The sequence below is a fragment of the Streptomyces sp. ADMS genome, from assembly GCF_033441795.1.
Taxonomy (GTDB): domain Bacteria; phylum Actinomycetota; class Actinomycetes; order Streptomycetales; family Streptomycetaceae; genus Streptomyces.
In genome coordinates, this window is the sequence record NZ_JAVFVX010000021.1 from 51,807 (window position 1) to 68,672 (window position 16,866).

The following is a 16,866-nucleotide window of genomic DNA, read 5'->3' on the forward strand; positions in this document are numbered from 1 at the left end:
GCCCGTACCGGCCCGTACCGGCCCGTACCGGCCCGTACCGGCCCGTACCGGCCCGGTCGGCGCGCAACTGCCGGTTCCCCTCGCGCGGATCGACCCGCTGGGGCAGATCGCCGTCGGCCGCCGCGTCCAGTACGCGCGACGTCTTCGCCGCCGGGGTCACCAGGGCGTCAAGGGGAGTCAAGGAGCCCGTTCACCTCGCTGGCGCGGGAGGCCCGGTGGCCCGGGCCGGGGGTTCGTGCAAAGCCGCTCGTCGAGCCGGCCGTGCCGGACCGGTTCCCGTCGTACGCGCTGCGCCTCGGAGCTGCAGTGCAGATGCGGTGCATGATCCGGTGAACGCGGAGCTCGGTTCGGTCACCGGGCCACAACCGGTTTCCGGCACCTTCGCGAGGGTGCCGTCTCGGGCCGCCGTCATCGCTGCGAGCAGCGGGAGTAGATCGGACGCCCGGATCTGCCCGCCTTTGTCGTTCTTTGAGAACTTGCGTAGCACTGTTCCCACTCGCGGTGGCCCACTTCGGTAACTCGGTGCTTATAAGCGTGGCCAGTCTGTCACTCTGTCCGCGTCCGCTGAGGTTTATTCGTACGAACCGCTCGGGGAGCTGCCCATGGGGGCCATTCCGACGCAACGGGAGACCGCGGCCCGAGCGCCCTCCCGCGCGTCCGGCGCGCCCGCGCACCGGGGCGCGGACCAGCGCGCGGTCGCACACGCCACGCTCGGTGGCGGCCCCCTCGCGCCCGGCGCCGCCCGGGGCCTCGTACGCGCCGCACTCGCCGAATGGGTCCAACTCGGTCTGCCCGGTGCCGAATCGCTGTCCCACCGGCTCACCGACGACGCCATGGCGGTCGTCAGTGAACTCGTCACCAACGCCGTCGTCCACGCGGGGACGGACGTGGAGCTGGCGTGCCGCCTGGAGACGCAGGGAGAGCCGCAGGAGGGGGAGGGCGAGGAAGGGGAGGAAGAGGAAGGGGAGGGGGGATTCGGCGTCGCGGTCGTCGTCGAGGTGTCCGACCACCATCCCTCCCGCGGGCCCCGCGACGGCGGTGCTGAACTCCCGTACGACATACCGGAGTACGGGCGTGGCCTCCGTCTCGTCTCCGTACTCTCCGAAGCCTGGGGGGTCACCTACCGCACCGGTACCAAGACCGTCTGGGCGCGGCTCCCCGCCGGGGGCACCACGGCCGACGACGACATCGAGGCGTACGCCGGCACATACGCCCTCGGGCACGGGTTACGGGTCGCCGAGATCCTTGCCCCCGAGCCGCGGCGCGGCGCACGCGACCAGGAGTGGCTCGATCACGGCGCCCTCTCCTTCCTCGCCGAGGCCTCCGACCTGCTAGCCGGGCAGCTCGACGAGGACCTCGTCGCCGCGCTCACCGGACAGCTCCTCGTGCCGCGCCTCGCCGACTGGTGCGCGGTGTGGCTGGAGGACGAGTCCATGGGGCGCGGGAGCTGGGGCGACGGAGGCGGGGGCGGCGGGAGCAGCGGGCCCGGGCCGCGGCTCGCCCGGGTCTGGCACGGCAGCGAGGAACGCGTCGAGGAGCTGCGGCGCGCCCTGGAAGAGGACCCGCCGTGCCCGCCCGACACCACCAGAACAGGGCCGGTCACCGTGCCCTGGCCCGGTGCGGCGCTCGGCGGGCGCGGTGAGACCGGCTCCGCGCTCGCCTACCGGCTGGTCGCGGGCGGCCGGCCGCTCGGCACGCTGGTCATCGGGCGGGCCGGGATGATCCGCTTCCCCGACGAGGTCACCGGCCTGGTCGAGGATCTCAGCCGCCGTGTCGCGCTCGCCATCGGCGCCGCCCGCCAGTACGCCCGCCAGGCCACCATCAGCCGCATCCTCCAGCGCGGGCTGCTGCCCGGCGCCGTCGCCGAGATACCCGGCGTCAGCAGCGCCCTCGTCTACGAACCCTGCGACAAGGGCGGGCCCAGCGGTGACTTCTACGACCTGTTCCCGGCCGGCGACGGCCGCTGGTGCTTCGCCGTCGGCGATGTCCAGGGCAAGGGGCCGGAGGCCGCCGTGGTGATCGGCCTGGCCCGGCCCTGGCTGCGGCTGCTCGCCCGTGAGGGCTACCGCGTCGCCGACGTCCTCGACCGCCTCAACCAGCTCCTCCTCGACGATGCCACGGAGACGGCGGACGCGGCGGCCCGCGCGCTGGTCGCGGCGGACGGGCGTCCCGCGGTCCCGGCGGTCCCGGCGGTCCCGGCGGGTTCGGTCGTCTCGGCCGTCCCGGGCGTCCTGGCCGCGGTACGGCCGGGTGAGGGGCCGCAGACCCGCTTCCTCTCGCTCCTCTACGGTGAACTCGCGCCGTTCGACGGAGGTGTGCGCTGTACCCTCGCCTCGGCCGGGCACCCACTGCCGCTGGTGCTCAGGGCGGGCGGTGAGGTCGGTACGGTCGCCCAACCGCAGACGCTGCTCGGGGTCGTCGAGGACGAGACGTACACGAGCGAGAGCTTCGAGCTGCGGCCCGGCGACACCCTGCTGTGCGTCACCGACGGGGTGACCGAGCGGCGCTGCGGGCCCCGCCAGTTCGACGACGGCGACGGGCTGGCGAGCGCCCTCGCCGGCTGCGCCGGGCTGAACGCCCAGCTGATCGCCGAACGCATCCGGCGGCTCGTGCACGAGTTCGGGGAGAAGCCGCCGGAGGACGATCTGGCGCTGCTGGTGCTGCAGACCGAGTGATCCGAATGACCCGAATGGCAGGACGATGGCGCCGGCCCGGGACGTCGGACGGGCTGTCCCGGCGGTACTGGACAATGGGAGACATGCCCTCCGCACTTCCCGACGGTGATCCCGTCCCCGACGACGGCACTCTGCCCGCCTCCGCGCTCGCCGGGGCCGCGGACCGTCCCCTCGGGTTCTACCTCCACGTCCCGTACTGCGCGACCCGCTGCGGCTACTGCGACTTCAACACCTACACGGCGACCGAACTGCGCGGCACGGGCGGTGTGCTGGCCTCCCGCGACAACTACGCGGACACCTTGTCCGACGAGGTCCGGCTGGCGCGGAAGGTGCTGGGCGACGACCCGCGTCCGGTCCGCACGGTGTTCGTCGGCGGCGGCACGCCCACGCTGCTCGCCGCCGGGGATCTCGTACGGATGCTGGGGGCGATCCGCGACGAGTTCGGCCTCGCGGCCGATGCGGAGGTGACGACGGAGGCGAATCCGGAGTCGGTGGACGAGCGATATCTGGCCACTCTGCGTGAGGGCGGCTTCAACCGGATCTCGTTCGGGATGCAGAGCGCGAAACAGCATGTGCTGAAGGTGCTGGACCGTACGCACACGCCGGGGCGTCCTGAGGCGTGTGTCGCGGAGGCGCGGGCCGTGGGGTTCGAACACGTGAACCTCGACCTGATCTACGGCACCCCGGGTGAGTCCGACGACGACTGGCGGGCCTCGCTGGAGGCGGTGCTGGGGGCGGACCCGGATCACGTCAGCGCGTATGCCCTGATCGTGGAGGAGGGCACGCAGCTGGCCAGGCGTATTCGCCGGGGCGAGGTTCCGATGACCGACGACGACGTGCACGCGGACCGGTATCTGATCGCGGACGAGGTACTGGGGGCGGCCGGCTACGAGTGGTACGAGGTGTCGAACTGGGCCACGTCGGTGGCTGCCCGGTGCCTCCACAACGAGCTGTACTGGCGGGGCGCCGACTGGTGGGGCGCCGGGCCCGGGGCGCACAGCCATGTGGGGGGCGTGCGGTGGTGGAACGTGAAGCATCCGGGGGCGTACGCGGGAGCGCTGGCGGCGGGGCGGTCGCCGGGGGCGGGGCGCGAGGTGCTGTCGGAGGAGGACCGGCGGGTGGAGCGGGTTCTGCTGGAGCTGCGGCTGCGGGAGGGGGTGCCGTTGTCGCTGCTGAGGGATGCCGGGCTGGCGGCTGCGAGGCGGGCGTTGGGGGAGGGGCTGCTGGAGGCGGAGCCCTATGGGGAGGGGCGGGCGGTGCTGACGTTGCGGGGGCGGTTGCTGGCGGATGCGGTGGTGCGGGATCTGGTGGACTGAGGGGGCGGATCTTCGCGGTTTCCCGCCCTCGCCGCCCCTGACCGTCCCACCCCTGGGGGCCGTGCCCCCAGACCCCCGCTGTCGGCCTGAACGGCCTCGTCCTCAGACGCCGGACGGGCTGGATGGCGCCGTCACGAAGTCGATCAGTTCCTCCACGCGGCCCAGCAGCTCCGGCTCCAGGTCCCTGTACGAACCCACCCTCGCCAGAATCGCCCGCCACACCGCTCCCGTGTTCTCCGGCCACCCCAGCTCCCTGCACACCCCCGTTTTCCAGTCCTGCCCGTGCGGGATCCGGGGCCACCCCGGGATTCCCAGTGAGGCCGGTTTCACCGCCTCCCACACGTCGATGTAGGGATGCCCGACCACCAGCGCGTGTTCGCTCGTCACCGACCGCGCGATCCGGAACTCCTTCGTGCCGGGCACCAGGTGGTCCACCAGGATGCCCAGGCGGGCGTCCGGGCCAGGGGCGAACTCGGTCACGATCGCGGGGAGGTCGTCGATGCCCTCCAGGTACTCGACGACCACGCCCTCGACCCGCAGGTCGTCTCCCCAGACCTTCTCGACCAGTTCGGCGTCGTGACGGCCCTCGACATAGATCCGCCCCGCCCGGGCCACCCGTGCCCGGGCACCGGGAACCGCCACGGAACCGGAAGCGGTACGGGACGGACGTACCGGAGACGCCGTCGGTGACGGTGACCGGGTGGGGCGTACCAGGGTCACCGCCTTGCCCTCCAGCAGGAAGCCGCCCGGCTCCAGCGGGAACACGCGGTGTTTGCCGAAGCGGTCCTCCAGGGTCACCGTGCCCGCCTCGCAGCGGATCACCGCACCGCAGAAGCCCGTACCCGCCTCCTCGACCACCAGGCCCGGGTCCGCGGGGACCTGCGGTACCGGCTTGGGCTTCTTCCACGGCGGGGTCAGGTCCGGAGAGTACTGGCGCATTCGGATGACGATAGGAGAACCCCCGTGCCGTCAGTCCACCGGCCGCCGCGACACGCCGAAACGCGTTGCCAGGGCGTCCCGTTGGGCCCGTACGAACGCCGCGTCCACCACCGCTCCGTGACCGGGTACGTACAGCGCGTCCTCGCCGCCCAGGGCGAGGAGACGGTCCAGGGCCGCCGGCCACTGCGACGGTACGGCGTCGGGGCCCGCCTGGGGTTCGCCCGACTCCTCGACCAGGTCGCCGCAGAAGACGACGGTCGGGTCGCCGGGTACTACGGCCACGAGGTCGCCGCGGGTGTGGCCGGGGCCGATGTCCGCCAGGAGTACCTCCTGGCCCTCGGCCAGGCCGACGGTGCGGGTGCCCCGCACGGCCTCGCGCGGAACGACCAGGGTGTCCGCCGCCTCCGCCGCCGCCCGTATGTCCAGACCGTTGCGTACCGCGTCCGCACGCAACGCCGCGCGCCCCACTTCCCCGAACGCGTTCCCCACGCCCCCGGCCGCCAGCACATGCGCACCCGCGAACGCCGCCGCCCCGAAAACATGATCGAAGTGGGGATGGGTGAGTGCGAGAAAGTCCACACGGCGGCCGGCGAGCACCTGGGCCTCCAGGCGCAGCCTCGCGCCCTCCGCGAGACTCGATCCCGCGTCGATCAGCAGCGCGCCGCCCGCCCCGGCGACCAGCCCCACCGTGCAGTCCCAGACCGGCAGCCGGCGCCTGCCCACCCCGGCCGCCAGGCGCTCCCAGCCCAGGTCGTCCCACCCGGGCTCTTCCCAAGTCACCTTCATACGGCGACGCTAGCCGGAGAGGGCGGAAGGCGGGCCGGAGAGGGCGGAAGGCGGGCCGGAGAGGGCTGCCGCGGACACGACATCGCAGGACAGGTCGGTACACGTCAGGAGGCCGGTGCAGGCCGCCCTTGCCGGGGGTGTACCCGACAGCCGTACACTGGGCCGGGGAACTCTGGCACTCGCACACGAAGAGTGCCAGGGAAGGTCAATGAAGAGCCGAAAGCCATGTAGACCGGTGCGGGAGACCGGGTACCGGGTAGGCACTCAGGGGACGACAGCAGCTGGAGGTGCGCGCGATGCTCAGTGAACGCAGGCTCGAAGTGCTGCGCGCCATCGTCCAGGACTATGTCGGCACCGAGGAGCCGGTCGGGTCCAAGGCGCTCACCGAGCGGCACAACCTCGGGGTCTCGCCGGCGACCGTCCGCAACGACATGGCGGCGCTGGAGGACGAGGGCTTCATCGCCCAGCCGCACACCAGCGCCGGGCGCATCCCGACCGAAAAGGGCTACCGGCTCTTCGTCGACAAGCTCGCCGGTGTCAAGCCGATGACGGCGCCCGAGCGGCGTGCCATCCAGAACTTCCTGGACGGTGCCGTCGATCTCGACGACGTCGTCGGGCGGACCGTTCGGTTGCTCGCCCAGCTGACGCGGCAGGTCGCCGTCGTGCAGTATCCGTCGCTCACCCGGTCGACCGTGCGGCATGTGGAGCTGCTCTCGCTCGCTCCCGCGCGAGTGATGCTCGTGCTGATCACGGACACGGGCCGGGTGGAGCAGCGGATGATCGACTGCCCGGCGCCCTTCGGGGAGACGTCTCTGGCGGATCTACGCGCGCGGCTCAACAGCCGGGTCGCGGGCCGCCGCTTCGCGGACGTGCCGCAGCTCGTGCAGGACCTCCCGGACGTCTTCGAGGCGGAGGACCGGGGTACGGTCGCGACGGTGCTCTCCACCCTCCTGGAGACGCTCGTCGAGGAGGCCGAGGAGCGGCTGATGATCGGCGGAACCGCCAATCTGACCCGCTTCGGACATGACTTTCCCCTCACTATCAGGCCGGTGCTGGAAGCCCTGGAGGAACAGGTCGTACTTCTCAAACTCCTTGGTGAGGCCGGGGATTCGAGCATGACCGTACGAATCGGTCACGAGAACAAATACGAGGGACTCAACTCCACGTCCGTCGTGTCGGTCGGCTACGGTTCGGGCGGCGAGGCAGTGGCCAAGCTCGGCGTGGTCGGACCGACCCGCATGGACTACCCGGGAACGATGGGAGCGGTACGCGCAGTGGCACGGTACGTCGGACAGATCCTGGCGGAGTCGTAAGTGGCCACGGACTACTACGCCGTACTCGGCGTGCGCCGCGACGCGTCCCAGGACGAGATCAAGAAGGCGTTCAGGAGGCTCGCCCGCGAGCTGCACCCGGACGTCAACCCCGATCCGAAGACGCAGGAGCGGTTCAAGGAGATCAACGCCGCGTACGAGGTGTTGTCGGACCCGCAGAAGAAGCAGGTCTACGACCTCGGCGGCGACCCCCTCTCGCAGGCGGGCGGCCAGGGCGCGGGCGGCTTCGGCGCCGGTGGCTTCGGCAACTTCTCGGACATCATGGACGCGTTCTTCGGAACGGCGTCCCAGCGGGGGCCGAGGTCGCGCACGCGGCGCGGCCAGGACGCGATGATCCGGCTCGACATCGAGCTCGATGAAGCTGCCTTCGGGACGACCAAGGACATCCAGGTCGACACGGCCGTGGTGTGCGGCACCTGTAGTGGTGAGGGTGCGGCGCCGGGGACCTCCGCCCAGACCTGCGACATGTGTCGTGGGCGGGGCGAGGTGTCGCAGGTGACCCGGTCCTTCCTGGGCCAGGTCATGACGTCGCGGCCCTGCCCGCAGTGCCAGGGGTTCGGGACCGTCGTTCCGACGCCGTGCCCCGAGTGCGCCGGTGACGGGCGGGTGCGGTCGCGTCGGACGCTGACCGTGAAGATTCCCGCGGGTGTCGACAACGGTACGAGGATCCAGCTCGCCGGTGAGGGTGAGGTGGGGCCCGGTGGTGGTCCCGCCGGTGACCTGTACGTCGAGATCCACGAGCTGCCGCACTCGCAGTTCCAGCGGCGCGGGGACGATCTGCACTGCACGGTGACTCTTCCGATGACGGCGGCTTCGCTGGGTACGAAGGTGCCGCTGGAGACGCTCGACGGGCTGGAGGAGGTCGACATCCGTCCGGGCACACAGTCCGGGCAGTCGATTCCGCTGCACGGGCGGGGGGTCACTCACCTCCGGGGTGGGGGACGCGGTGATCTCATCGTCCACGTCGAGGTCATGACTCCTTCGAAGCTTGATCCTGAGCAGGAGCGGTTGCTGCGGGAGCTGGCGAAGCTGCGGGGGGAGGAACGGCCCACGGGGCAGTTCCAGCCTGGGCAGCAGGGGCTGTTCTCGCGGTTGAAGGACGCGTTCAACGGGCGTTGACGCAGGGCGGGGGCGGGGGGCCCGCGGCGGAGCCGTGATGGTTGCGGCGCCCCCGCCGCCTCTTCCAAGTGCGGGCCGGTGCCGGGGCAAGGCCTGATTCGGACTTGTGCTGGGGACGTGACAACATGCCGTCATGTCCTCCGCACTGACCGATCTCCTCCCTCACCCGATCGTGCAGGCCCCCATGGCGGGCGGCGTTTCCGTCCCGCAGCTCGCCGGGGCCGTCGCCGAAGCGGGCGGGCTCGGGTTCCTCGCCGCCGGGTACAAGACCGCGGACGTGATGTACCAGGAGATCAAGCAGCTGAGGGGGCTCACGGGGCGCCCCTTCGGCGTGAACCTGTTCATGCCGCAGCCCGAGTACGGTGACCCCGCCGCCGTCGAGGTCTACGCCCACCAGCTCGCCGGCGAGGCCACCTGGTACGACACCGAGCTGGGCGACCCGGACAGCGGACGCGACGACGGCTACGACGCCAAGCTCGCCGTACTGCTCGACAATCCGGTTGCGGTCGTCTCCTTCCACTTCGGCGTGCCGAGCCCCGGCGTACTGGACTCCCTCCGCCGCGCCGGCACCTTCACCCTGGTCACCGCGACCACCGCCGAGGAGGCCCTCGCCGTACAGCGGGCCGGTGCCGACGCGGTGATCGTGCAGGGTGTCGAGGCCGGCGGCCACCAGGGCACCCACCGTGACAACCCCGAGGCGGACGGGTCCGCCATCGGGCTTCTCTCCCTCATCGCGCAGGTCCGCGAGAGTGTCGACCTGCCTCTCGTCGCCGCCGGCGGGCTCATGCGCGGCAGTCAGATCGCCGCCGTCCTCGCCGCGGGCGCGAGCGCCGCCCAGCTCGGCACCGCCTTCCTCGCCACCCCGGAATCCGGCGCCCACACCCTGCACAAGCAGGCACTGACCAACCCCCTCTTCGTCCGTACGGAGCTGACGCGCGCGTTCTCCGGCCGGCCGGCCCGGGGTCTGGTGAACCGTTTCCTGCGCGAGCACGGCCCGTACGCCCCCGCCGCCTACCCCGAGGTCCACCACCTCACCTCGCCGCTCCGCAAGAAGGCCGCCGCGTCCGGCGACGCACAGGGCATGGCGCTGTGGGCGGGACAGGGCCACCGGATGGCCCGTGAACTTCCGGCGGGGGAGCTGGTGGCCGTACTGGCGGACGAGATCGCCGCCGCGCGGGCCGTTCTGCTGGACGGCGGCAAGAACTCGTGACAGCGCCTGTGTTCGTCGTCGAGCGCCTGCCTGACGTCCGCCAGTACGTCCTCGACGGGCCCGAAGGGCGCCACGCCGTCTCCGTGAAGCGGCTGCGGGCCGGTGAGACCGTCGTCCTCACCGACGGCGCCGGGCGCTGGTCGGAGGGCGAGGTCGTCGGTGCCGAGGGCAAGGATCACCTCGTACTGCGGCTCGGGGCGGTGGTCGAGGAGGCTCCGGAGTCGCCCCGTATCACTGTCGTGCAGGCTCTTCCCAAGGGCGACCGGGGCGAGTTGGCCGTGGAGACGATGACCGAGACCGGCGTCGACGCCATCGTTCCCTGGGCCGCGTCCCGGTGCGTCACCCAGTGGCGGGGGGACCGTGGACTGAAGGCGCTCGCCAAGTGGCGCGCCACAGCCAGGGAAGCCGGCAAGCAGTCCCGCCGGGTGCGCTTCCCGGAGGTCGCGGACGCCGCGTCGAGCAGACAGGTTGCCGCGCTTCTCGCTCAGGCCGACTTCGCCGCCGTACTGCACGAGGACCGTGAGTACGGCAGTTCGGCGCTCGCGACCGCCGAACTCCCCTCCTCCGGCGAGATCGTGCTGGTCGTCGGGCCCGAAGGCGGCGTCTCCCCCGAGGAGTTGGCCCTCTTCGAGGAGGCTGGGGCGAAGGCGTACCGGCTCGGGACCAGTGTGCTGCGTACCTCCACCGCGGGGACGGCCGCGACGGCGCTGTTGCTCGGCCGCACCGGACGCTGGTCCTAGTACCGCGGCAGGTGCCCCCCACTCGCCGCACCGGGCGGAAGCCCGAGTACGTCCGGTCGAGGGCTTCCGCCCGGCACGCCGACAGCATGCGCCAGACGCCGCTCCTCCTGGGACGAACACTGCCTGCCGCGCCACCAGCGGTCCTGACGTCGGTCATTCGTACGGCACTTCATCCTCCGGCGGTTCCTTCGCGAAGTTGCTCGCGCGCATGTCCGTATACGCCCTTCCGCGTCGGGCGGGACGGTGGCAGGCTGCCCTTCCATGGGGGCTTTGGCGCGGATTCGGCATCGGCCGCGCGGGCGCCGCAGGGCGGTCGCGGTGGCCGGACTCGTGGTGGCCGTCGTCGGCGGTGTCGTCGCCTGTGATCCCGGTGGGCTCGGTTCGGCCACCGTCGCCTTCACCACCGACCAGACCGTGACGAAGGAACTGGAGCGGCGGGACGTGAACGTCCAGTGGCTCACCTGCACGGCCTCGGTCGACACCGGCAACGTCAACGAGGCCTCTGGGTCCGGGAGTTCGCCCTCGGCGAGCGAGAAAGCCGTCGCCGACGTCGACTGTCGGGGCAAGACCACGGACGGCGGGGACATCACCGTCACCGGCAAGGTCACGCGCGCCGTCGACGGCAGGTGCGTACGCGGGGACCTCACCGCCAAGGTCGACGGCAAGCAGTGGTTCCGCGTCACAGGCCTCGGCAACTGCGACGCGCCCAGCACGCCTGCGCGCACCCCGCCCGCCACCTGGCAGCCGCCGGACAACGAGCGGCCCGGGCCGACCGTGACCGTCACCGTGACGAAGACGATCTGGTGGTGCCGGCAGGACCCGAACTGCCTGCCCGTCGAGGGCAAATGAGAGAGTGAACAGAGCGTCGGGGTTGTGGCGGGTGAAGCATGAAGTGATCGAAACCCCTGTCCGGGGGAGTGATCGCTGCTTAGGGTGATCGGGTGACTCAGCCCTCTTCGCCTGCGTATCTCCGGTTTCCGCATCTGCACGGCGACTCGGTCGCCTTCACCGCCGAGGACGACGTCTGGGTCGCCCCGCTCGACGGCGGCCGGGCCTGGCGTGTCAGCGCCGACAACGTGCCGGTGAACCACCCCCGTATCTCCCCGGACGGCACCCGGCTCGCCTGGACGTCCACCCGTGACGGCGCCCCCGAGGTGCATGTCGCCCCGATCGACGGCGGGTCCGCCGGCCGGCTCACCTACTGGGGCAGTTGGAAGACACAGGTGCGTGGCTGGACCCCGGACGGGCACGTCCTCGCCATCAGTACCCAGGGTCAGGCCAGCCTGCGCCGCTCCTGGGCCCGGGCGGTGCCGCTGGACGGCGGTCCGGCAACCGTCCTGCCGTACGGGCCGGTCGGCGATGTCGCATACGGTCCGGCGACCGTTCTCCTGTCCGCTCCCATGGGGCGCGAGGCCGCCTGGTGGAAGCGCTATCGGGGCGGTACCGCAGGCAAGTTGTGGATCGACCGCGACGGCGACGGCGAATTCGTACGGCTGCATGCCGACCTCGACGGAAACCTCGAATACCCCGTGTGGGTCGGGGAGCGCATCGCCTTCCTCTCCGATCACGAAGGTGTCGGCTCGCTGTACTCGTCCCTGGCCGACGGGTCCGACCTGCGGCGGCACACCCCGGGTGGGGGCACCTCCCGTTCGAGCGAAGCCGAGAACGGGGGAGGCTTCTACGCCCGGCACGCCGCGAGCGACGGCAGCCGCGTCGTCTACTCCTCCGCCGGTGAACTGTGGCTCCTCGACGATCTCGACGGGGCCGAGCCGCGGCGGCTCGACATCCGGCTCGGCGGGCAGCGCGTCGATCTCCAGCCCCATCCCGTGAGCGCGTCCCGGTGGTTCGGGTCCGGCGCGCCCGACCACACCGGGCGCGGCAGCGCCATCGGCGTTCGCGGCTCCGTGCACTGGGTCACCCACCGGTCCGGTCCCGCCCGCGTCCTCGCCTCCGGGCACGGTGTACGGGCCCGGCTGCCCCGCGCCTTCCGCGTGGACGGCGAGGAGTGGGCCGTGTGGGTGACGGACGCGGAGGGCGACGACGCGCTGGAGTTCGCCCCGGCGACCGGTGTCGCACCGGGGGCCACTCCGCGCCGCCTCGCCGCCGGGCAGCTCGGGCGCGTCCTCGGCCTCGCCATGGCGCCCGACGGCAGCCGGGCCGCCGTCGCCTCCCACGACGGGCGCGTGCTGCTCGTCGACAGAGAGTCGGGGGAGGTGCGCGAGGTCGACCGCAGCGGCGACGGTGATGTGTCCGGGCTCGTCTTCTCGCCCGACTCCGCCTGGCTGGCGTGGTCCCACCCGGGGCCGAATCCGCTGCGGCAGCTCAAGCTCGCCAACACGGCCGATCTGTCGGTGACCGAGGCGACTCCTCTGCGGTTCCGGGACTATTCGCCCGCGTTCACCGTCGACGGCAAGCACCTCGCCTTTCTGTCGGCGCGCTCCTTCGACCCCGTCTACGACGAGCACGTGTTCGACCTCGCCTTTGTCGGCGGTTCGCGTCCCCACCTCATCACCCTCGCCGCGACCACGCCCTCGCCCTTCGGGCCGCAGCGGCACGGGCGGCCCTTCGAGGCGCCGGACAAGGACGAGACCCCCGACAGTGAGGGCGCCCCGGCCACCCGTATCGACCTCGACGGGCTCTCCGACCGCATCGTGCCGTTTCCGGTCGAGGCCGCCCGCTACTCCAGCCTGCGCGCCGCCAAGGACGGCGTCCTGTGGCTGCGCCACCCGGTGCGCGGAGTCCTCGGCGCCTCCCGGGCCACCCCGGACGACCCCGACCCCAAGACCGAGCTGGAGCGGTACGACCTCGACCAGAAGCGCGTCGAGCACCTCGCCGGGGACGCCGACCACTTCGCCGTCAGCGGCGACGGCAAGCGCGTCCTGCTGTGGACCGACGGCAAGCTGAAGGTCGTACCCAGCGACCGGCGCGCCTCGAACGACGACGAGAGCGACACGAACATCACCGTCGACCTGTCGCGCGTGCGGCAGAGCGTCGACCCGGCCGTCGAATGGCGGCAGATGTACGACGAGAACGGTCGCATCATGCGCGACAACTTCTGGCGGCCGGACATGGGCGGCACCGACTGGAACGGCGTCCTCGACCGCTACCGGCCTCTCCTCGAACGCGTCGCCACCCACGACGACCTCGTCGACCTTCTCTGGGAGGTCCAGGGCGAGTTGGGCACCTCGCACGCCTACGTCACCCCACGCGGCGGACATGGCGGCGGTGAACGGCAGGGCCTCCTCGGCGCCGACATCTCCCGTCACGAGGACGGCCCCCAGGACACGCCCCTGTGGCGCGTCGACCGCGTCCTGCCCGCCGAGACCTCCGACCCCGACGGCGTCTCCCCGCTCGCCGCGCCCGGCGTCGCGGTGCGTCCCGGCGACGCGATCGTCGCGGTCGCCGGACAGCCCGTCGACCCGGTGGCCGGGCCCGGCCCGCTGCTCGTCGGTACGGCGGGCAAGCCCATCGAGCTGACCATCTCGCCGTCCGGCGGCGGAGACCCGCGGCACGTGGTCGTCGTACCCCTCGGGGACGAGGAACCGCTCCGCTACCACGCGTGGGTCACCGACCGGCGGGCGTACGTCACCGAGAAGTCCGGCGGGCGGCTCGGCTATCTGCACGTTCCCGACATGAAGGCGCCCGGCTGGGCCCAGATCCACCGCGACCTGCGGATCGAGGTCGCGAAGGAGGGGCTGGTCGTCGACGTCCGCGAGAACCGGGGCGGTCACACGTCCCAGCTGGTCGTCGAGAAGCTGGCGCGGCGGATCGCCGGCTGGAACCTGCCGCGCGGACTACGGCCGTACAGCTATCCGGAGGACGCGCCTCGCGGGCCCGTCGTCGCCGTCGCCAACGAGTTCTCGGGCTCGGACGGTGACATCGTCAACGCGGCCATCAAGGCGCTGGGGATCGGCCCTGTGGTCGGTACGCGGACGTGGGGCGGGGTCATCGGCATCGACAGCCGGTATCGGCTGGTCGACGGAACGCTGGTCACGCAGCCCAAGTACGCCTTCTGGCTGGAGGGTTACGGGTGGGGCGTCGAGAACCACGGGGTCGATCCCGATGTCGAGGTCGTGCAGACTCCACAGGATCACGCCGCCGGGCGGGATGTGCAGTTGGACGAGGCGATTCGGCTGGCGCTGGAGTCGTTGGAGGAGCGGCCGGCGAAGACGGCGCCTGGGTTGCCGGAGCTGTAGAGGTGCGGGGGGCGGGCGGGACTTTGTCGCCTCCGCCGCCCCTGCCCGTCCCATCCCCGGGGGCTGCCAGCCCCCGGGGCGCCCGCCTGTCGGCCCTGAACGGGCCTCGTCCTCTAACGCCGGACGGGCTGAGAGGCGGGTCTCGGTCTGGAAGGCACCGGACGGGCCGGAGGCGGACGCTCGATACGATGGCTCCGTAATGATCGGCGAGCGTGAGGAGGCACACGCATGGCGGACGAGAGCGGTGCACCGCAGGACGACTGTCTGTTCTGCAAGATCGTCGGGGGGTACATCCCGGCGACGATCGTCCGCGAGACGGACACGACCGTCGCCTTCCGGGACATCAACCCCCAGGCGCCGACGCACATCCTGGTGATTCCGAAGGTCCACCACCCCGACGCGGCCTCCCTGGCCGCCGCCGAACCGGGCATCGCCGCCGATGTGCTGCGCGAGGCCGGTGAGATCGCGGGCGAGGAGAAGCTGGACAGCTACCGCGTCGTCTTCAACACAGGCAGCGGCGTCGGCCAGACCGTCTTCCACGCCCACGCGCACATCCTCGGCGGGCGCGGCATGCAGTGGCCGCCCGGGTAAGCGGACCAACGATCCAAGATCGGTAACTTTCCTTGTCCGGACGTGAATTGGTGGTCCTCGGCACCGCCAGCCAGGTACCCACCCGGCACCGCAACCACAACGGCTACCTGCTCCGCTGGGACGGCGAGGGGCTTCTCTTCGATCCCGGCGAGGGCACGCAGCGCCAGATGCTGCGTGCCGGGGTCGCCGCCCACGACCTCAACCGGATCTGCGTCACGCACTTCCACGGGGACCACTCGCTCGGGCTCGCCGGCGTCATCCAGCGGATCAACCTCGACCGCGTCCCGCACGAGGTGACCGCGCACTATCCGCGCTCCGGGCAGAAGTTCTTCGACCGTCTGCGGTACGCCACCGCCTACCGTGAGACCGTCCAGATCAGGCAGGTGCCGGTGGCGGGGGACGGCGGGGTGCTGGCGACCACGGCCGGCTATCGCCTCGAAGCCCGGAAGCTCTCGCACCCCGTCGAGTCGTACGGCTATCTCCTCGTCGAGCCCGACGGGCGCCGCATGCTGCCGGAGCTGCTCGCCGAGCACGGGATCAGGGGGCCGGACGTCGGACGCCTCCAGCGGGAGGGCTCCCTGGGCTCCGTCACCCTCGACGACGTCAGCGAGCCGCGGCGCGGGCAGCGGTTCGCGTTCGTCATGGACACCCGGTTGTGTGATGGGGTGCACGTGCTCGCCGAAGGGTGCGACCTGCTCGTCATCGAGTCGACGTTTCTGGACGAGGACTGCCAACTGGCCCTTGACCACGGTCATCTGACCGCCGGTCAGGCGGGAGCGGTCGCCCGGCAGGCCGGCGTACGGCATCTCGTTCTCACCCACTTCAGCCAGCGCTACTCCGACCCGGACGAGTTCGAGCGGCAGGCGCGGGCGGCGGGGTACGAGGGTGAGCTGACCGTCGCCCATGACCTACTGAGGGTGCCGGTCCCGAAACGCCGGTGAAGCGGCCTACGATTCTTTGATGCCCCTACCCAAAGCTGAACTTCACCTCCACATCGAAGGCACCCTCGAACCGGAGCTGGCCTTCGAGCTCGCCGCGCGCAACGGTGTCGCGCTGCCGTACGCCGACACCGAAGCGCTGCGCAAGGCGTATCTCTTCGACGACCTGCAGTCCTTCCTGAACCTGTACTACGGGCTCATGGCCGTTCTGCGTACCGAGCAGGACTTCGAGGACCTCGCCAACGCCTATCTCGCGCGGGCCGCCGCGCAGGGCGTACGGCACGCGGAGATCTTCTTCGATCCGCAGGCCCATCTCGCCCGTGGTGTGCAGATGGGAACGGTCGTCGACGGGCTGTGGCGGGCGCTGGGGAAGAGCGAGGCGACCCACGGCATCTCCACGCAGCTCATCATGTGCTTCCTGCGCGACGAGTCCGCCGAGTCCGCGATGCGGACGCTGGACGCGGCCCGCCCCCACCTCGACCGGATCGCCGGTGTCGGCCTCGACTCCGCCGAGGTCGGGCATCCGCCGGTGAAGTTCCGCGAGGTGTACCAGGCCGCCGCCGGGCTGGGGCTGCGGCGTGTGGCGCACGCCGGGGAGGAGGGGCCGCCGGAGTACATCACCGAGGCCCTCGACGTCCTCGGCGTCGAGCGGATCGACCACGGGCTGCGCTGTATGGAGGACCCGGAGCTGGTCGCACGGCTCGTCCGGGACCGGGTGCCGCTGACGCTCTGCCCGCTGTCCAACGTACGGCTGCGGGCCGTCGGCGTACTGGCCGAGCACCCGCTGCCCGCGATGCTCGACGCGGGCCTCCTGTGCACGGTCAACTCCGACGACCCCGCCTACTTCGGCGGATACGTCGGCGACAACTTCGCGGCGGTACGGGAGGCCCTGGGCCTGGGTGAGGAGCGGCTGCGGGAGCTGGCGCGCAACTCGTTCCTGGCGTCGTTCCTGGAGCATGACGAGGAGCGGCGGGCGCGGTATCTCGCCGAGGTGGAGGCGTACGAGTTCGGCGGCTGACGGCCCC

The 16,866-nt window shown here is 71.7% G+C and carries 14 protein-coding genes; 11 read left to right on the forward strand and 3 right to left on the reverse strand.

Annotated features, from left to right (window positions below):
* Positions 1-181, reverse strand: a 181-nt coding sequence (locus tag RB628_RS12315) for a hypothetical protein (RefSeq protein ID WP_318320402.1), incomplete at its 3' end; no start/stop codon positions are given.
* Between the two features lie 421 nt (positions 182-602).
* Between RB628_RS12315 and RB628_RS12320 the strand changes: the two genes are divergently transcribed.
* Both RB628_RS12320 and hemW read left to right on the forward strand, forming a co-directional pair.
* The gene (locus RB628_RS12320; RefSeq protein ID WP_318320403.1) at positions 603-2,675 is read left to right on the forward strand and encodes an ATP-binding SpoIIE family protein phosphatase; all 2,073 of its coding nucleotides are present in this window, start codon (positions 603-605) and stop codon (positions 2,673-2,675) included.
* Between the two features lie 83 nt (positions 2,676-2,758).
* Positions 2,759-3,991 (forward strand): radical SAM family heme chaperone HemW, encoded by a 1,233-nt coding sequence (gene hemW, locus RB628_RS12325; RefSeq protein WP_318320404.1) that lies wholly within the window; start codon positions 2,759-2,761, stop codon positions 3,989-3,991.
* Between the two features lie 102 nt (positions 3,992-4,093).
* Here hemW and RB628_RS12330 read toward each other — a convergent pair whose 3' ends face one another.
* Together RB628_RS12330 and RB628_RS12335 are read right to left on the reverse strand one after the other, a co-directional pair.
* Positions 4,094-4,930 (reverse strand): DUF3097 domain-containing protein, encoded by an 837-nt coding sequence (locus tag RB628_RS12330; protein WP_318320405.1) that lies wholly within the window; start codon positions 4,928-4,930, stop codon positions 4,094-4,096.
* Positions 4,931-4,960: 30 nt separating this feature from the next.
* Positions 4,961-5,716: an MBL fold metallo-hydrolase gene (locus tag RB628_RS12335; RefSeq protein ID WP_318320406.1), complete on the reverse strand. Its 756-nt coding sequence runs from the start codon at positions 5,714-5,716 to the stop codon at positions 4,961-4,963.
* A gap of 296 nt (positions 5,717-6,012) precedes the next feature.
* Here RB628_RS12335 and hrcA point away from each other — a divergent pair, with 296 nt between their 5' ends.
* The 9 genes from hrcA to RB628_RS12380 all read left to right on the forward strand — a co-directional run bounded on the left by hrcA (position 6,013) and on the right by RB628_RS12380 (position 16,859).
* Positions 6,013-7,029, forward strand: coding sequence for a heat-inducible transcriptional repressor HrcA (gene hrcA, locus RB628_RS12340; protein WP_318320407.1), 1,017 nt, complete (start codon positions 6,013-6,015; stop codon positions 7,027-7,029).
* Positions 7,030-8,166 carry a molecular chaperone DnaJ gene (dnaJ, locus tag RB628_RS12345; RefSeq protein WP_318320408.1) on the forward strand — a complete coding sequence of 379 codons (1,137 nt, stop codon included), beginning with the start codon at positions 7,030-7,032 and terminating at the stop codon, positions 8,164-8,166. It begins immediately after the preceding gene.
* Between the two features lie 133 nt (positions 8,167-8,299).
* Positions 8,300-9,376 carry a nitronate monooxygenase gene (locus RB628_RS12350; RefSeq protein WP_318320409.1) on the forward strand — a complete coding sequence of 359 codons (1,077 nt, stop codon included), beginning with the start codon at positions 8,300-8,302 and terminating at the stop codon, positions 9,374-9,376.
* Positions 9,373-10,116, forward strand: coding sequence for a 16S rRNA (uracil(1498)-N(3))-methyltransferase (locus RB628_RS12355; RefSeq protein WP_318320410.1), 744 nt, complete (start codon positions 9,373-9,375; stop codon positions 10,114-10,116). Before RB628_RS12350 ends, RB628_RS12355 begins: the two co-directional genes overlap by 4 nt.
* A 261-nt stretch (positions 10,117-10,377) precedes the next feature.
* Positions 10,378-10,965 carry a hypothetical protein gene (locus tag RB628_RS12360; protein WP_318320411.1) on the forward strand — a complete coding sequence of 196 codons (588 nt, stop codon included), beginning with the start codon at positions 10,378-10,380 and terminating at the stop codon, positions 10,963-10,965.
* Positions 10,966-11,057: 92 nt separating this feature from the next.
* The gene (locus tag RB628_RS12365; protein ID WP_318320412.1) at positions 11,058-14,312 is read left to right on the forward strand and encodes a S41 family peptidase; all 3,255 of its coding nucleotides are present in this window, start codon (positions 11,058-11,060) and stop codon (positions 14,310-14,312) included.
* Between the two features lie 228 nt (positions 14,313-14,540).
* Positions 14,541-14,903 carry a histidine triad nucleotide-binding protein gene (locus tag RB628_RS12370; protein WP_318320413.1) on the forward strand — a complete coding sequence of 121 codons (363 nt, stop codon included), beginning with the start codon at positions 14,541-14,543 and terminating at the stop codon, positions 14,901-14,903.
* Between the two features lie 32 nt (positions 14,904-14,935).
* Positions 14,936-15,844: a ribonuclease Z gene (locus RB628_RS12375; RefSeq protein WP_318320414.1), complete on the forward strand. Its 909-nt coding sequence runs from the start codon at positions 14,936-14,938 to the stop codon at positions 15,842-15,844.
* 19 nt (positions 15,845-15,863) lie between these two features.
* On the forward strand, positions 15,864-16,859 hold the full coding sequence (locus RB628_RS12380; RefSeq protein WP_318320415.1) for an adenosine deaminase: 996 nt from the start codon (positions 15,864-15,866) through the stop codon (positions 16,857-16,859).
* Positions 16,860-16,866: the final 7 nt, after the last annotated feature.